The 13,301-nt window shown below is 74.3% G+C and carries 12 protein-coding genes; 7 read left to right on the plus strand and 5 right to left on the minus strand.

Annotation, left to right across the window (positions count from 1 at the left end; genetic code table 11):
• Positions 1 to 62: 62 nt before the first annotated feature.
• The 3 genes from ACOWU6_RS00430 to ACOWU6_RS00440 all read left to right on the plus strand — a co-directional run bounded on the left by ACOWU6_RS00430 (position 63) and on the right by ACOWU6_RS00440 (position 4,626).
• On the plus strand, positions 63 to 383 hold the full coding sequence (locus ACOWU6_RS00430; RefSeq protein WP_271172827.1) for a WhiB family transcriptional regulator: 321 nt from the start codon (positions 63 to 65) through the stop codon (positions 381 to 383).
• Between the two features lie 74 nt (positions 384 to 457).
• A complete protein-coding gene (locus ACOWU6_RS00435) occupies positions 458 to 3,253 on the plus strand; it encodes a glycosyl transferase (protein ID WP_421074340.1) in 2,796 nt (931 codons plus the stop codon).
• Positions 3,250 to 4,626, plus strand: coding sequence for a DUF5719 family protein (locus ACOWU6_RS00440; RefSeq protein ID WP_421074341.1), 1,377 nt, complete (start codon positions 3,250 to 3,252; stop codon positions 4,624 to 4,626). Before ACOWU6_RS00435 ends, ACOWU6_RS00440 begins: the two co-directional genes overlap by 4 nt.
• 4 nt (positions 4,627 to 4,630) lie before the next feature.
• On the opposite strand, the gene ACOWU6_RS00445 is transcribed toward ACOWU6_RS00440, so the two are convergent.
• Complete coding sequence (locus tag ACOWU6_RS00445) at positions 4,631 to 5,089, minus strand: hypothetical protein (RefSeq protein ID WP_421074342.1); 459 nt, start codon at positions 5,087 to 5,089, stop codon at positions 4,631 to 4,633.
• Positions 5,090 to 5,160: 71 nt separating this feature from the next.
• On the opposite strand from ACOWU6_RS00445, the gene ACOWU6_RS00450 reads away from it, so the two are divergent.
• Positions 5,161 to 5,367: a DUF3499 family protein gene (locus ACOWU6_RS00450; RefSeq protein WP_271172823.1), complete on the plus strand. Its 207-nt coding sequence runs from the start codon at positions 5,161 to 5,163 to the stop codon at positions 5,365 to 5,367.
• Between the two features lie 17 nt (positions 5,368 to 5,384).
• On the opposite strand, the gene ACOWU6_RS00455 is transcribed toward ACOWU6_RS00450, so the two are convergent.
• Entirely contained in the window at positions 5,385 to 6,380 is a 996-nt protein-coding gene (locus ACOWU6_RS00455) for a stage II sporulation protein M (RefSeq protein WP_421074343.1), read from the minus strand.
• A gap of 16 nt (positions 6,381 to 6,396) precedes the next feature.
• On the opposite strand from ACOWU6_RS00455, the gene ACOWU6_RS00460 reads away from it, so the two are divergent.
• Positions 6,397 to 7,218 carry an RDD family protein gene (locus ACOWU6_RS00460; protein WP_324014279.1) on the plus strand — a complete coding sequence of 274 codons (822 nt, stop codon included), beginning with the start codon at positions 6,397 to 6,399 and terminating at the stop codon, positions 7,216 to 7,218.
• A 7-nt stretch (positions 7,219 to 7,225) separates the two neighbouring features.
• On the opposite strand, the gene ACOWU6_RS00465 is transcribed toward ACOWU6_RS00460, so the two are convergent.
• Positions 7,226 to 7,981: an aquaporin gene (locus ACOWU6_RS00465; protein ID WP_271172821.1), complete on the minus strand. Its 756-nt coding sequence runs from the start codon at positions 7,979 to 7,981 to the stop codon at positions 7,226 to 7,228.
• Between the two features lie 127 nt (positions 7,982 to 8,108).
• On the opposite strand from ACOWU6_RS00465, the gene ACOWU6_RS00470 reads away from it, so the two are divergent.
• Both ACOWU6_RS00470 and katG read left to right on the plus strand, forming a co-directional pair.
• A complete protein-coding gene (locus tag ACOWU6_RS00470; protein WP_416383293.1) occupies positions 8,109 to 8,570 on the plus strand; it encodes a Fur family transcriptional regulator in 462 nt (153 codons plus the stop codon).
• Positions 8,571 to 8,603: 33 nt separating this feature from the next.
• Positions 8,604 to 10,868 carry a catalase/peroxidase HPI gene (gene katG, locus ACOWU6_RS00475; protein ID WP_421074344.1) on the plus strand — a complete coding sequence of 755 codons (2,265 nt, stop codon included), beginning with the start codon at positions 8,604 to 8,606 and terminating at the stop codon, positions 10,866 to 10,868.
• Between the two features lie 174 nt (positions 10,869 to 11,042).
• Here katG and ACOWU6_RS00480 read toward each other — a convergent pair whose 3' ends face one another.
• Together ACOWU6_RS00480 and ACOWU6_RS00485 are read right to left on the minus strand one after the other, a co-directional pair.
• On the minus strand, positions 11,043 to 12,347 hold the full coding sequence (locus tag ACOWU6_RS00480) for a DUF58 domain-containing protein (protein WP_421074345.1): 1,305 nt from the start codon (positions 12,345 to 12,347) through the stop codon (positions 11,043 to 11,045).
• 16 nt (positions 12,348 to 12,363) lie between these two features.
• Positions 12,364 to 13,287, minus strand: coding sequence for an AAA family ATPase (locus tag ACOWU6_RS00485; RefSeq protein ID WP_271172865.1), 924 nt, complete (start codon positions 13,285 to 13,287; stop codon positions 12,364 to 12,366).
• Positions 13,288 to 13,301 lie beyond the last annotated feature (14 nt).

Consider the following 13,301-nt stretch of genomic DNA (forward strand, 5'->3'; position numbering starts at 1 on the left):
GTTGTAATTAGGTGCACACGCTGCCCGCGTGGGGGGATAGGACAAGGGGTGGGAGAGCGACGATGGCGACTTCGCAGTATCGATCCGGAGTTCCCGACAACTGGTTCGTGGATCCGGTCGACCTCGGTGTTCCCGGAGTGCGGCCTGCGACCGAGGAGGACACGGCGCTCGCCTGGCAGAGCGACGCGCTGTGCGCCCAGACGGACCCCGAGGCGTTCTTCCCCGAGAAGGGCGGCTCGACCCGCGACGCGAAGCGCATCTGCGCGACGTGTGACGTGCGCGCCCAGTGCCTCGAGTACGCGCTCCAGAACGACGAGCGGTTCGGGATCTGGGGCGGCCTGAGCGAGCGCGAGCGCCGCAAGCTCAAGCGCCGCGCGAGCTGACCCGCCTGGGAATCCGCCCGCCCGGCGCGCCGGTGGACGGCTCGACGCGGCCCCCGGCTTAGGCTTGCCGGGTCATGCCCGCCGCAGTCCACGCCGTCCTCGTCGCGCGCTCATCCCCGGAAGCCGTGAAGGTGCTCGGCCGCACCCTCGAGGCCGTCCGCTCGCAGACCCGTCCGGTCGACGCGCTGACGATCGTGGTGTGCGGTCCGATCGCTCCCGTGCGCGAGCTCGTGTCGGCGTCCGGTGCCGAGGGCGTGATCGAGGCGTCCGCCGCGACGCCGTTCGCGGCCGCCGTGGAGTTCGCGCTGCGACGCGTCACGCCCGGGGCGTCGGTCTGGCTGCTCGCCCATGACGCGACACCTGATGCCACCGCCCTCGCGGCCCTCGCGGGCGAGCTCGAGCGCGGGCCGTCGATCGCGATCGCCGCCCCCAAGCTCGTTGACGCGGACGACGCCGACCGCATCGTCTCCCTCGGGCAGAGCATGACGGGGTTCGGCCGCGCCGTCGAGCTCGCCGACGGCGAGTTCGATCAGGGGCAGTACGACGCGCTCGACGACGTGCTCGGCTCCGACATCCGCGGCGTGCTCGTCCGCGGCGAGGTCGTCGCCGACCTCGTGCCCGATCGCGCGCTCCTCGGCGTCGACGAGGGCCTCGACCTCGGCGTGCGCGCGCACCTCGCCGGCCGGCGCGTCGCGCTCGTCCCGCGTGCCCGCGTCGCCGTGCCGAGACCGGCGCGGAAGCGGATGCGCGACGACTTCCGTCAGCGCACCGCCCAGCTGCATCGCCGACTCGCGTACGCGCCCGCCTGGGCCGTCCTGCTGCACTGGCTCTCCTTCCTGCCGCTCGCCCTGTGGAAGACGGCCGTCCAGCTCATCGCGAAGAACCCGGCCTTCGTGCCCGCCGAATGGGCGGCCGCGATCGTCGCGATGGCCCGGATCCCGGCCGTGGCGCGCTCGCGCGCGCGCATCCGCCGGACGCGCCGTGCCTCGTGGGCCGCGGTCGACGCCCTCCGGGCCACCCGCGAGAGCCTGCGCGAGCGACAGGCCTCGCACGACCATCCGGTCGTCCGCCGCGAGCTGCGCTTCTTCAGCGGCGGCGGCGCGTGGGCCGTGCTCGCCGCCGGCGTCGTGAGCGTCGTCGCCTTCCTCGCGCTCCTGTCCTGGCCGGGCGTCGCGGGCGGCGCTCTGCTGCCCCTCGCGCGCACCGTGTCGGGGCTGTGGGCCGAGGCCGCTTTCGGCCGCCGTGCGGTCGGGCTCGACGTCGTGTCGCCGGCCGACCCGTTCGCGGCCGTCACCGCCCTGCTGGGGTCGCTGTGGCCGGGCAGCCCGTCGTTCGCGCTGCTCGCGCTGTGGCTGCTCGCCCTCCCGCTGGCGGTGCTCGGGGCCTGGTTCGCCGCGACGCGGGTCACGGTGCGCTCGGGGCTGCGTGTCGTGATGGCGGCGCTGTGGGCGCTCGCCCCGAGCTTCCTCTCGGCGCTCGTCGACCCCCGTCCTGCGGCGGTCCTCGTGCACCTGCTCCTGCCGTGGCTGCTCTTCGCCGGCGCCGCGGCGCACCGGTCCTGGGGTGCTGCCGGCACCGCGTCGCTCCTGCTGGCCGCGGTCGTCGCGTGCGCGCCGTCGCTGGCCCCTGCGCTCGTCGTCGTGTGGGCGCTCGGGCTCGTCCTGACCTGCGCGCTGCGCCCGCGGGGCATCGCGCGCGTCGTGTGGACGCTCGTCCCCAGCGCGGCGCTCGCGTTCCCCCTCGTCCTCGCGCAGCTCGATCGCGGGACGCCGTGGGCGCTGCTGGCCGATCCCGGGCGACCGTGGGCGGGACCCGTGCTCGCGGCCGATGAGCGCTGGCGGATCGCGCTGGGGTTCCCGACGTCCGACCCGGGCGGATGGGGAGGCTTCCTCGCGGGCCTCGGACTCCCGGCCGAGACGTGGTGGGTGCCGATACTGCTCGCCCCGGTCGCGCTCGCCGCGCTCGTCGCGCCGCTCACGCGCCGCTGGCGGGCGGGGATCGCGATGATCGTGATCGCCGTGCTCGGCCTCGCGACGGCCGGCGCCGCACTGTCCGTCCAGGTCGCGTGGGCGCAGTCGCAGCCCGTCGCCGTCTGGCCCGGTGCGGGGCTCAGCCTCGCGTGGCTCGGCCTCGTCGCGGCAGCGGTCATCGCCTTCGACGTCGGCTTCGCGCCGCGCGCGGTCCTGCGCGCCGCCGCGCTCATCGCCACCGCGTGCGTGCTGCTGGCCGCCATCCCTTCGCTCACCGCCGTCCACCGCGGGCAGGCGGCGCTGCGCAGCGGAACCGACACGACCCTGCCCGCGTACGTCTCGGCGCAGGCCGCGATCGCCGACGGCGTCGCGACCCTCGTGCTCGCGCCCCAGCCCGACGGGGGCGTCGCGGCATCCGTCGTCTGGGGGGCGAGCGAGACGCTCGGCGGCCAGTCGACGCTGCAGTCCACGCAGCCCGCTCTCTCCGACGGCGACCGGCGCATCGCGGAGATCGCGACCGACCTCGTGGCCGGGTCCTCGGCCGACGCGACCGGGGCGCTCGCCGAGCGCGGCGTGGGATTCGTGCTGCTCGCCGCGGAGGGCGAGGACAGCGACGCCGCGCGCGTGCTGCGCCTCTCCGCCGCGACGGCGATCGATCAGCGGGCCGGGCTCGTGCGCGTGGGGGAGACGCCGCGCGGCGTGCTCTGGAGCGTCGACGTCGATCGCGCGCCGCGACCGGCGATCTCGGACGACGACGCGCAGACCGCTCGGGGGATCGCGCTCATCCAGCTCATCGCGGTCGCCGTCGCGCTGCTGCTCGCCGTGCCGACGCCCGCGTCGCATCGCGCGGCTCGCCGGAAGCCGCGCGTGATCGCTGCCGAGTACGAGGAGGTCTCATGAGCAGGGCGACCGTGTCGGCCCGCATCGGCATCGGCGCCGTCGTCTCGGCGGCGGCGGCCGCCGCCGCGCTCGGCGTCGGAGTCGTCCCATGGCCCGTCGTGGGAGGCGAGGCGCCTGCGGTCGACGTGGCGCCGGCGCCCGCCGAGACGGTGCTCGCATGCGACGGCCCCCTGCTCGCGCTCGGGCGCTCGGCCGAGGACGCGAGCGGGCTCACCGCGGCCGCCGATCCGCGCGTGGTCTCGGGCAGCACGGCCGACGGCGAGCCCGAGCGCGTCGACCTCGCCGTCGCGGGCGTCGACGGAGCGGCCGTGCCCGTCTTCCGGCAGAGTCCGGACGGGCGCGAGGCGGTTCCGGTCGCGGCGGCCTCCTCGTTCGAGACCGACGACCTCGACCTCGGCGGCTTCGCGGCGTCGGAGTGCCGCCGACCCCTCATGGAGTCCTGGATCGTGGGGGGCGATGTCACCACGGGCTCCACGGGCATTCTCCTCATCGCGAACCCGACCGACGTCAACGCGGTCGTCGCGCTCGACGTCTTCGGCGTGGACGGCCGGCGCACGCCCGTCGGGTCCGACGCGATCGCCATCCCCGCGGGCGAGCAGGTGGCCATCCCGCTCGCCGGGATCGCCGAGGGCGAGGAGGCGCCGTCCGTCCGGGTGACCGCCGACGGCGCCCCCGTGCGCGTCACGCTGCAGTCGAGCCTCGTGCGCACGCTCGAGCCCGGCGGCATCGACCTGCAGCCATCCGTCGCGCCCGCACCGGTCCAGGCCATCCCCGGCATCAGCGTGACGCGCGAGGCGAGCGAGAGCGAGAACTCGGCGGGGCTCGTGCGACTGCTCTCCACGTCGGACGCGACGGCGACCGTGACCGTGCTGCCCGAGGGCGGGGGATCGCCCGCGCGCGCGCCCGAGCAGGTCGCCCTCACCGCCGACCAGCCGATGTCGGTCGACATCGGCGGACTCCCCGAGGGGCGCTACACGGTGCTCGTCGAGTCGGATCAGCCGCTCGTCGCGGCGGCGTGGCAGGCCACGGGGTTCGGCGCGGGCTCCGACTACGCCTGGTACGCGGCGGCTCCCGCGCTCGATGCGCCGACCGCGTTCGCCGTCCCCGATGGTCCGGGCGCGCGCCTCAGCGTCTACAACCCCGGAGACGAGGACACCGCCGTCTCGATCACGCGCGGCGACGAGTCGCAGACCCTCGAGGTGCCGGCGGGCGGCTTCGCCTCCGTCGAGCTCGCCGAGGCGGGCGTCTTCGTGCTCGACCCCGGCGGGTCGGCCGTGCACGCGTCGGTCGGGTTCGAGAGCGGGTCGGCCCTCGCCGGTCTCCCGGTCGAGCGCGACGCGGCCGCGCCGCAGGACGTCCGCGTCTACCCGTGACCGGTCAGAACCAGCGGTAGCGGTCGGGCGCGAGGTCCCACGGATCGCGGTCGAGGTAGTCGGCCGCCGCGCGGAAGACCGCGCCCTCGATCACGAGCCGGCGGTGGAAGTCGTCGGCGCGCGCGAGGCCGATCGAGCCGTGGATGCGGCTGAGCCGCTCGACGGGGATGCGGAAGAGGATGATCCGACGCGCCGCGCGGTCGATGCGCCACCGCGGGATGCCGTCCTCCGATGGCTCGGCGGGAAGGCCGGCGATCTCGAAGCTCACGTCGCGCAGCTCGGGCCACGCCCCGCGCAGGTACTCGGCGGCCGAGCCGACGGCGACGTCGAACCGCTCGTAGCGGGTGTCGACGGGCGGCAGCGGAGGGCGCACGATCGAGCTGCGGCCCGTCCGACCGTGGCGGCCGTGCCGTCCCGTCGAGCGCCGCACGACGGGACGGGGTGCGCGATTCCACCACTTCATGCCTCCCAGCTTAGGCTCGCGCGCTGCGCGTCGTCGCTGTCCGGCGCCGCGGCCTCGATAGGCTGTCCGGGATGCGCGAGAGACTGTGCTCGAAGGTGGGCTGCGCCCGCGAGGCCGTGACGACCATGACCTACGACTATGCCGACCAGATGGCGGCCGTCGGACCGCTCGGAGCGGGCGACGACCCGCACGCGCACGATCTCTGCGCGTTCCACACCGAGCGGCTGTCCGTCCCGCAGGGGTGGGTCGTCTTCCGCCACGAGACCCTGCGCGCCTAGCGGGCGCCCGGCCATCCCTAGCCGGAGACGAGCCGCGGGGTTCCCGCCTCGTACTCCGTGAGTCCTCCGGTCTCGCCGGCCCTGGCCGCCCTCCGCCCCACGAAGAGCATGTAGAAGAGGAAGACGCCGAGCGCGAGCGCGCCGATCCCGATCTTGAGCCACCACGGCCAGGGCTGGCCGGTCACGAATCCCTCGACGACGCCCGACAGGGCGAGGGCGAACACGAGGCCGATGGCGATCGTCGCGAGCGACAGCCCGGCGTCCGCGAGCGCGGCGAGCCGGGTGCGCGGGCCCGGCGCGACGAGAGCCCAGAAGATGTGGAGCCCGGCAGCGCCCGCGACGAAGATGCAGGTCATCTCGAGGAGACCGTGCGGGAGGATGTACAGCACGAACACGTCGCCCCGGTCGAACGCGAACATGACGGCGGCCGCCGTCCCCAGTCCGACCGCGTTCTGCATGAGGACGTAGACGGGGAACACCCCCGTGACGCCGAACAGCACGCACTGCGCGGCGATCCACGCGTTGTTCGTCCACACCATGCCGGCGAACACGGCGGCCGGGTTCTCGGTGTAGTACTCGGTGAACTGCTCGCGCGCGTAGTGCTCGAGAGCGGCCTGCGGCCCCAGCGAGGCGACGAGCGCCGGGTCGCTCGAGACCCACGCCGCGACGAGGGCCACGACCGCGACGAAGAGCGCCGCGATGATGAGCGTCGTCCATCGGACGCGGTACAGGGCCGCGGGGAGCTGGAGGGCGAAGAATCGGGGAAGGGTCCGCAGGACGTTCTCCGGCGCGCCCGTCAGCCGCAGGCGGGCGCGCGACAGCATCGTCGAGACGTGGTCGCCCTGCGGCGTGCGCCCCGCGCTCGTCTTGATGTCGGCGAGGTCCGCCGACGCCGCCTGGTAGCGGGCGACGAGCTCGTCGACCTCGGGGCCCGTGAGCCGACGGCTCTTCGAGAGCGCGTCGAGCCGCGCCCATTCGCGGGCGCGAGCGGCCGTGAGCGCGTCGAGGTTCACCTGATTAACTGTACGCATGTCGACGCCATCCGCTCCGGCGCGCGCCACGGTGCAGGCGGTCCGTGACGACGAGGTGCTCACGGGAGAGGCCGTCGCGCTCGACATCCAGCCGGTCGGGCTCGTGCTGCGCGCCACCGGCGCCCTCATCGACGTGCTCGTGTCGATCGCGCTCTACGTGCTCTTCGCGCTCGCCGTCTGGCGCCTGCTCGACCTCGGCGTCCTCGACGATGCCACGATGCGCATCGCGCTCGTCGTCATGCTCGTGATCGTGCTCGTCCTCCTGCCGACGACTGTCGAGACGCTCACGAAGGGGCGCAGCCTCGGCAAGCTCGTCGTGGGCGGTCGCGTCGTCCGCTCGGACGGCGGGGCGATCGGGTTCCGGCACGCGCTCATCCGCGCCCTGGTCGGCGTCTTCGAGACGTACATGACCGCCGGGGGGACGGCGCTCCTCGTCGGGATGTTCACGCCGCGCTCGCAGCGTCTCGGAGATCTCGTGGCCGGCACCTACGCCGAGCGCACCCGCACGCCGCGGCTGCCGCCGGCCGACTTCTCCCTCCCGGCGGGCATGGAGTCGTGGGCCGCGATCGCCGACGTCGGGCGGATGCCGGATCGGCTCGGGCGTCGCGTCTCGCAGTTCGTCGCGGGCGCTGGCCGGATGTTCCCCGCCGCGCGCGAGCGCGTCGCACATGACCTCGCACGCGAGATCGCCCCGTTCGTCAGCCCGCTTCCGCCCGTGCCGCCCGAGATCCTGCTGCGCGCGGTCGTCGCCGCGCGGCGCGATCGGGAGCTGCGCGCCCTGGCTCTGCAGGACGAGCGCGTCGCGCGGCTCGCCCGCTGACGTCGGCTCAGCGGCGATCGAGGAAGATCAGGCGGCAGGCGAAGCCGGCGAGCACGGCGCCCACGAGCGGGAAGACGAGGAACGGCCACAGCTGCGCGAGCGCCGCGCCGCCGCCGTAGACGGCGGTCGCGATCGAGCGGGCGGGGTTGACGGACGCTCCGTCGACGACGATGCCGACGAGGTGGATGAGCGCGAGCGCGAGGCCGATCGCGCCGGGAGCGAGCGCCGTGCCGCGCTCGGGGTGGGTCGCCCCGAGGACGACGAGGACGAGCACCGCCGTCAGCACGACCTCGGCGATGATCGCGGCCGGGAGGTCGAACCCGCCCGGCGACCGCTCGCCCCAGCCGTTGCTCGCGAACCCTCCGTTCTGCGCGGCCTCGAGCCATCCGGCGGGCCCGAACAGGCCGATCAGCACGAGGAGGGTCGTCGCGACCGCACCGCCGATCACCTGGACGAGGGCGTACTTCCACACCTCCGCCCACGGGAACCGTCCTGCCACGGCGAGGCCCAGGGTGACCGCGGGATTGAAGTGCGCACCCGAGACGCCCGCGAACGCGGCGGCGCCCACCGCGGCGGAGAGGCCGAAGGCCGCCGCGGTGGCGAGGTACACGATGCCCGGTGCGAACGCGTCGCCCGCGTCGGCGAGATGCGCCGCGAACAGGGCCGTGCCGACGCCGCCGAACACGAGGAGGAAGGTCCCGACGGCCTCGGCCATGAGGCGCGCAGCGGGCGTCGTCGGGGCGGGGGAGGTGCTCTCGGACATGACATCCTCTCGGGCGGATGGTCTGCTCTCGCTTGCATCGTGGCACACGGTGCCGAGGAGCGGGGCAGGGCGCGTGCATGGCGGGGGACACGCCGGGAGCGGCTCTTGTTTTGAAGAGTTCAAAACGATGGCTAGCATGGATGACGTGACCCTCACCCCGCCCGCGCCCGACGCCGAGGCCGCCATCCGCGCCGTCGGGCTGCGCGTGACGACTCCGCGACGAGCCGTCTACACGGCCCTCGCGACGATGCCGCATGCGCGCGCCGACGAGGTGTTCGACCGCGTGCGCGACACCGTGCCGGGCACGAGCCTGCAGGCCGTGTACAACGTCCTCGGCGACTTCGTCGAGGCCGGACTCGCGCGGCGCATCGAGCCGAGCGGTCAGCCGGGCCTCTTCGAGCTGCGCGTCGGCGACAACCACCACCACGTCGTGTGCACGTCGTGCGGACGCGTCGACGACATCGACTGCGTGCAGGGGGCGGCCCCGTGCCTGCACCCCGCTCACGAGACCGGCTTCCGCATCCAGGTCGCCGAGGTGACGTTCTGGGGCGTGTGCCCCGACTGCGACGCCTCGTCCGGCGACTCCTGACCGACCCCTCCTTCCGCGAACGAAAGGACATCCATGAGCAGCGACACGATCACGGGCTGCCCCGTCATCCACGACGGCTCCGCCGACGACACGACCCGCCTGCCCTCGGCCGACCTGCCGGCGAGCGAGCCGCGCGCCGACCTCGTCCACCCGACCCAGGGCGACCCGAACCGGGAATGGTGGCCAGAGCGCCTGAACCTCAAGCTGCTCGCGAAGAACCCCGCGGTCTCCGACCCGTTCGCGGATGAGGACTTCGACTACGCGGCGGCCTTCCAGTCCCTCGACCTCGCCGCGGTGAAGGCCGACATCGCGGAGACGCTCACGACCTCGCAGCCCTGGTGGCCCGCCGACTTCGGCCACTACGGTCCGCTCATCGTGCGCATGGCGTGGCACAGCGCCGGCACCTACCGGGCGACGGATGGCCGCGGCGGTGCGGGAGCCGGACAGCAGCGCTTCGCTCCGCTGAACAGCTGGCCCGACAACGCGAACCTCGACAAGGCGCGCCGCATCCTCTGGCCCGTGAAGAAGAAGTACGGCAAGAGCCTGTCGTGGGCCGACCTGATGATCCTCGCCGGCAATGTCGCGCTCGAGACGATGGGCCTGAAGACGTTCGGCTTCGCCGGCGGCCGCGCCGACGTCTGGGAGCCGGACGACGACGTGTACTGGGGCGCCGAGAAGATCTGGCTCGGAAGCGACAAGCGCTTCTCGGGCGACCGCGAGCTCGAGAAGCCGCTCGCGGCGACGCACATGGGCCTCATCTACGTGAACCCGGAGGGCCCCGAGGGCGTGCCGGACCCGCTCGCCGCGGCCGACGACATCCGCACCACCTTCCGCCGCATGGGCATGGAGGACGACGAGACCGTCGCCCTCATCGCGGGCGGTCACACGTTCGGCAAGACGCACGGCGCCGCACCCGACACGCACGTGGGCGACAACCCCGAGGCCGCGGGCCTCGAGGAGCAGGGCCTCGGCTGGAAGAGCTCGCACGGCTCGGGCAAGGGCGACGACACGATCACGTCGGGTCTTGAGGTCACGTGGACCTACCACCCGACCCGCTGGGACAACGAGTTCTTCCACATCCTCTTCGGCTACGAGTGGGAGCTCATGGAGAGCCCCGCCGGCGCCAAGCAGTGGCGACCGAAGAACGGCGGCGGCAGCGACATGGTTCCGCTCGCGCACTCGGACGGCAAGCGCGAGCCGCGCATGCTGACGACCGACCTCGCCCTGCGCGAGGACCCGTCGTTCCGCGAGATCTCGCTGCGCTTCCGCGACGACCAGGAGGCCTTCAGCGACGCGTTCGCCCGTGCGTGGTTCAAGCTCACGCACCGCGACATGGGCCCCAAAGCCCGCTACCTCGGCCCTGAGGTGCCCGCCGAGGACCTCATCTGGCAGGACCCGCTCCCCGCGGTGGACCACGAGCTCATCGACGCGGCGGACGCCGTCGTGCTCAAGGAGCAGATCCTCGCGTCGGGCCTCACGGTGGCCGAGCTCGTCTCGACGACCTGGGCCGCCGCGTCGACCTTCCGCGGCGGCGACAAGCGCGGCGGCGTCAACGGCGCGCGCATCCGCCTCGCCCCGCAGAAGGACTGGGACGTCAACAACCCCGAGCAGCTCGCGAAGGTGATCGGCGTGCTCGAGGGCATCCAGGCCTCGTTCAACGCCGCGCAGACGGGCGACAAGCGGGTGTCGCTCGCCGACCTCATCGTGCTCGCGGGCAACGCGGGTGTCGAGAAGGCGGCGAAGGACGCCGGCGTCGAGGTGCGGGTCCCCTTCCACGCGGGTCGCACCGACGCCACGCAGGAGCAGACCGACGTTGCGTCGTTCGGCTACCTCGAGCCCATCGCCGACGGCTTCCGCAACTACACCGGACCCGACGCGACGCTCCCCGCGGAGTACCTCCTCATCGACAAGGCGAACCTCCTCACGCTGAGCGCGCCCGAGATGACGGTCCTCGTCGGCGGGCTGCGCGTGCTCGGCGCCAACTGGGACGGCTCGCCGTACGGCGTGTTCACCGACCGCCCCGGCACGCTCACGAACGACTTCTTCGTGAACCTGCTCGACCTCGGCAAGACGTGGCGTCCGCTCGACCCGGGCAAGCACGCGTTCGAGGCCACGGACGACGTCACGGGCGAGGTCTTCGGCCGCGGCACGCGCGTCGACCTCGTGTTCGGCTCGAACTCGGAGCTGCGCGCGCTCGCCGAGGTCTACGCGAGCGACGACGCGCACGAGAAGTTCGTGCGCGACTTCGTGAAGGCGTGGACGAAGGTCACGGAGCTCGACCGCTTCGACCTGGCCTGAGCCCGCCGCGGAGCGGCCCGTCCCCGTCGGGGGCGGGCCGCTCCGCCGTGTCCGGCGTCCGGAACGGGGTTCTTGCCGCGAAGGGCCGGTGTCGGATGGCGGTGGCGGCCGTTCGGGGCAAGGGCCCGGGGCGGCGGCGCCGCGAGGGAGGCCGGCCCCCGGTCGCGGATGTCCCTACAGGCGCCCGGCCCGCTTGAGCGCGAGGTACCGGTCGGCGACGAGCGGCGGGAGGTCGTCCGGCGACGCCGAGATGGCGTCGGCGCCGGCCCGCTCGATCGCCCGCGCCACGCGCCGCGCGGCCGAGAGCCCGGCCTCGGCGGCGGCTGCGCGGTACACGGCGTCGGCCGACCCCCGCTCGCGCGCCGCGCTCTCGAGGGTCGTGTCGGTGGCGGCGCCGACGAGCACGACCGTGCCGCGACGCGCCGCCGACGGGAGGACGCCGAGGAACGCGCGCGAGGCGTCGACGGACTCCTGGGCCGTGAGCAGCACGAGCAGCGACGGGTGCGGGGCGAGCCGGCGCGCCTGCGCGAGCGCGGCATCCCAGTCGGTGTCGATGAGCTGGGCGTCCACGGGAGCGAGGGCGTCGACGAGTGCGGGCAGGAGCGCCGGCCCCTCGACGCCCGTGACGCGCGCGCGCACGACCCTGTCGAACGCGACGAGATGCACGTGGTCGCCCGCGCGCTGCGCGAGCGCCGACAGGAGGAGCGCGGCCTCGAACGCGGCCTCGAGACGCGTGCTGTCTCCGACGCGCGCAGCGGACGTCCGGCCCGTGTCGATCACGATGACGACGTGGCGGTCGCGCTCGGGTCGCCACGTGCGGAGCATGGTCGTCGACGCGCGGGCTGTGGCCCGCCAGTCGATCGAGCGCACGTCGTCCCCGCGCACGTACTCGCGGAGCGAGTCGAACTCGGTGCCCTGACCGCGGACCTGGATGCTCGTGTTGCCGTCGAGCTCGCGCAGCCGCGCGACGCGGCTCGCGAGGTGGCGGCGGCTGTGGAAGGGCGGCAGGACGCGGATGGCTCCCGGAGCCGCGATCACGGCCTGGCGCCCCGCCATGCCCAGCGGGCCCGCGCTGCGCACGGCGACGAACGCGGAGCGCAGCTCGCCGCGCCGCCGGGGGAGGAGCGGGACGCGGTAGGCCCGGGACTCGCCGGGCGGCACGTCGATCGCCAGGCGCTCGGCGGGAGCCCCCGCGGTCGGCTGCCACGCGTCCCTCGCGCGCCCGCGCAGGCGGCGCTGGCCCGTGTTCACGAGGCGGACGAGGACAGATGCCGGCTCGCCCAGCCGGACGCGGGCCGGGGCCTCGCGCAGCACGCGGAGGGCGCGCGGGTCGGCCGCGGCGGCGACGTCGGCGACGAGCACCGCCGCGCACACGACGAGCCACATCGCGAGCACAGCCCATGGCGCCGAGCCGCCCAGGAGGACGACGGGCACGATCCCGCAGCCCACGAGCACGGCGAAGCGGCCGGTCAGGTACATGGCGACCTCCGCGCGCTCAGAGCGGGACCGGCGTCTGCTGCAGCACCGAGGTCAGCACGGCCTCGACCGAGACGCCCTCGATCTCGGCGTCGGCTCGGAGGCGGATGCGGTGTCGCCACACGGGCACGATCATCGCCTGCACGTGATCGGGCGTGATCGCAGGGTAGCCGCCGAGCCAGGCCCATGCCTTGGCCGCCGCCAGCAGCGCGGTCGCCGCGCGCGGGCTCGCGCCCAGCTGCACGGAGGGGCTCTGCCGGGTCGCGCGCGCGAGGTCGACGATGTAGGCGAGCACGTCGTCGGTGACCGTCACCGCCTCGACCGCCCGCTGAGCGGACGCGATGTCGGACGCCGTCACGACCGCCTCGACCCCGTCGAGCGCGCGCGGCGAGAACCCGTCGGCGTGGCGGCGGAGCACGGCGACCTCGGCATCGCGCGCGGGCACCTCGACGACGAGCTTCATGAGGAAGCGGTCGAGCTGCGCTTCCGGCAGCGTGTACGTGCCCTCGTGCTCGATCGGGTTCTGGGTCGCCGCCACGAGGAACGGAGCCGGCAGCGGGCGCGTGACGCCGTCGGTCGAGACCTGCCGCTCCTCCATCGCCTCGAGCAGGGCGGCCTGGGTCTTCGGAGGTGTGCGGTTGATCTCGTCGGCGAGGAGGATGTGCGTGAACACCGGGCCCTCGCGGAACTCGAACTCGCCCGAGCGGGCGTCGTAGATGAGCGAGCCGGACACGTCGCCCGGCATGAGGTCGGGCGTGAACTGGACGCGCTTGGTGTCGAGGCCCAGCGCCCGGCTGAAGGTGCGCACGAGGAGCGTCTTCGCGACGCCGGGCACGCCCTCGAGCAGCACGTGGCCGCGGGCGAGCAGCGCGATGAGCAGGCCGCTCACGGCGCCGTCCTGGCCGACGACGGCCTTGCCGATCTCCTGGCGCACGCGCCCCATCGCCTCGCGGAGCG

The sequence above is a fragment of the Microbacterium sp. SA156 genome (assembly GCF_049065455.1).
In the GTDB taxonomy this organism is placed as follows: domain Bacteria; phylum Actinomycetota; class Actinomycetes; order Actinomycetales; family Microbacteriaceae; genus Microbacterium; species Microbacterium barkeri.

Excerpts from the sequence above, each read along its gene's own strand:
- ACOWU6_RS00430 (WP_271172827.1), top strand. The coding sequence starts at position 63 with ATGGCGACTTCGCAGTATCGATCCGGAGTTCCCGACAACTGGTTCGTG.
- ACOWU6_RS00435 (WP_421074340.1), top strand. The coding sequence starts at position 458 with ATGCCCGCCGCAGTCCACGCCGTCCTCGTCGCGCGCTCATCCCCGGAA.
- ACOWU6_RS00440 (WP_421074341.1), top strand. The coding sequence starts at position 3,250 with ATGAGCAGGGCGACCGTGTCGGCCCGCATCGGCATCGGCGCCGTCGTC.
- ACOWU6_RS00445 (WP_421074342.1), bottom strand. The coding sequence starts at position 5,089 with ATGAAGTGGTGGAATCGCGCACCCCGTCCCGTCGTGCGGCGCTCGACG.
- ACOWU6_RS00450 (WP_271172823.1), top strand. The coding sequence starts at position 5,161 with ATGCGCGAGAGACTGTGCTCGAAGGTGGGCTGCGCCCGCGAGGCCGTG.
- ACOWU6_RS00460 (WP_324014279.1), top strand. The coding sequence starts at position 6,397 with ATGTCGACGCCATCCGCTCCGGCGCGCGCCACGGTGCAGGCGGTCCGT.
- ACOWU6_RS00465 (WP_271172821.1), bottom strand. The coding sequence starts at position 7,981 with ATGTCCGAGAGCACCTCCCCCGCCCCGACGACGCCCGCTGCGCGCCTC.
- ACOWU6_RS00470 (WP_416383293.1), top strand. The coding sequence starts at position 8,109 with ATGGCTAGCATGGATGACGTGACCCTCACCCCGCCCGCGCCCGACGCC.
- katG (WP_421074344.1), top strand. The coding sequence starts at position 8,604 with ATGAGCAGCGACACGATCACGGGCTGCCCCGTCATCCACGACGGCTCC.
- ACOWU6_RS00480 (WP_421074345.1), bottom strand. The coding sequence starts at position 12,347 with ATGTACCTGACCGGCCGCTTCGCCGTGCTCGTGGGCTGCGGGATCGTG.
- ACOWU6_RS00485 (WP_271172865.1), bottom strand. The coding sequence starts at position 13,287 with ATGGGGCGCGTGCGCCAGGAGATCGGCAAGGCCGTCGTCGGCCAGGAC.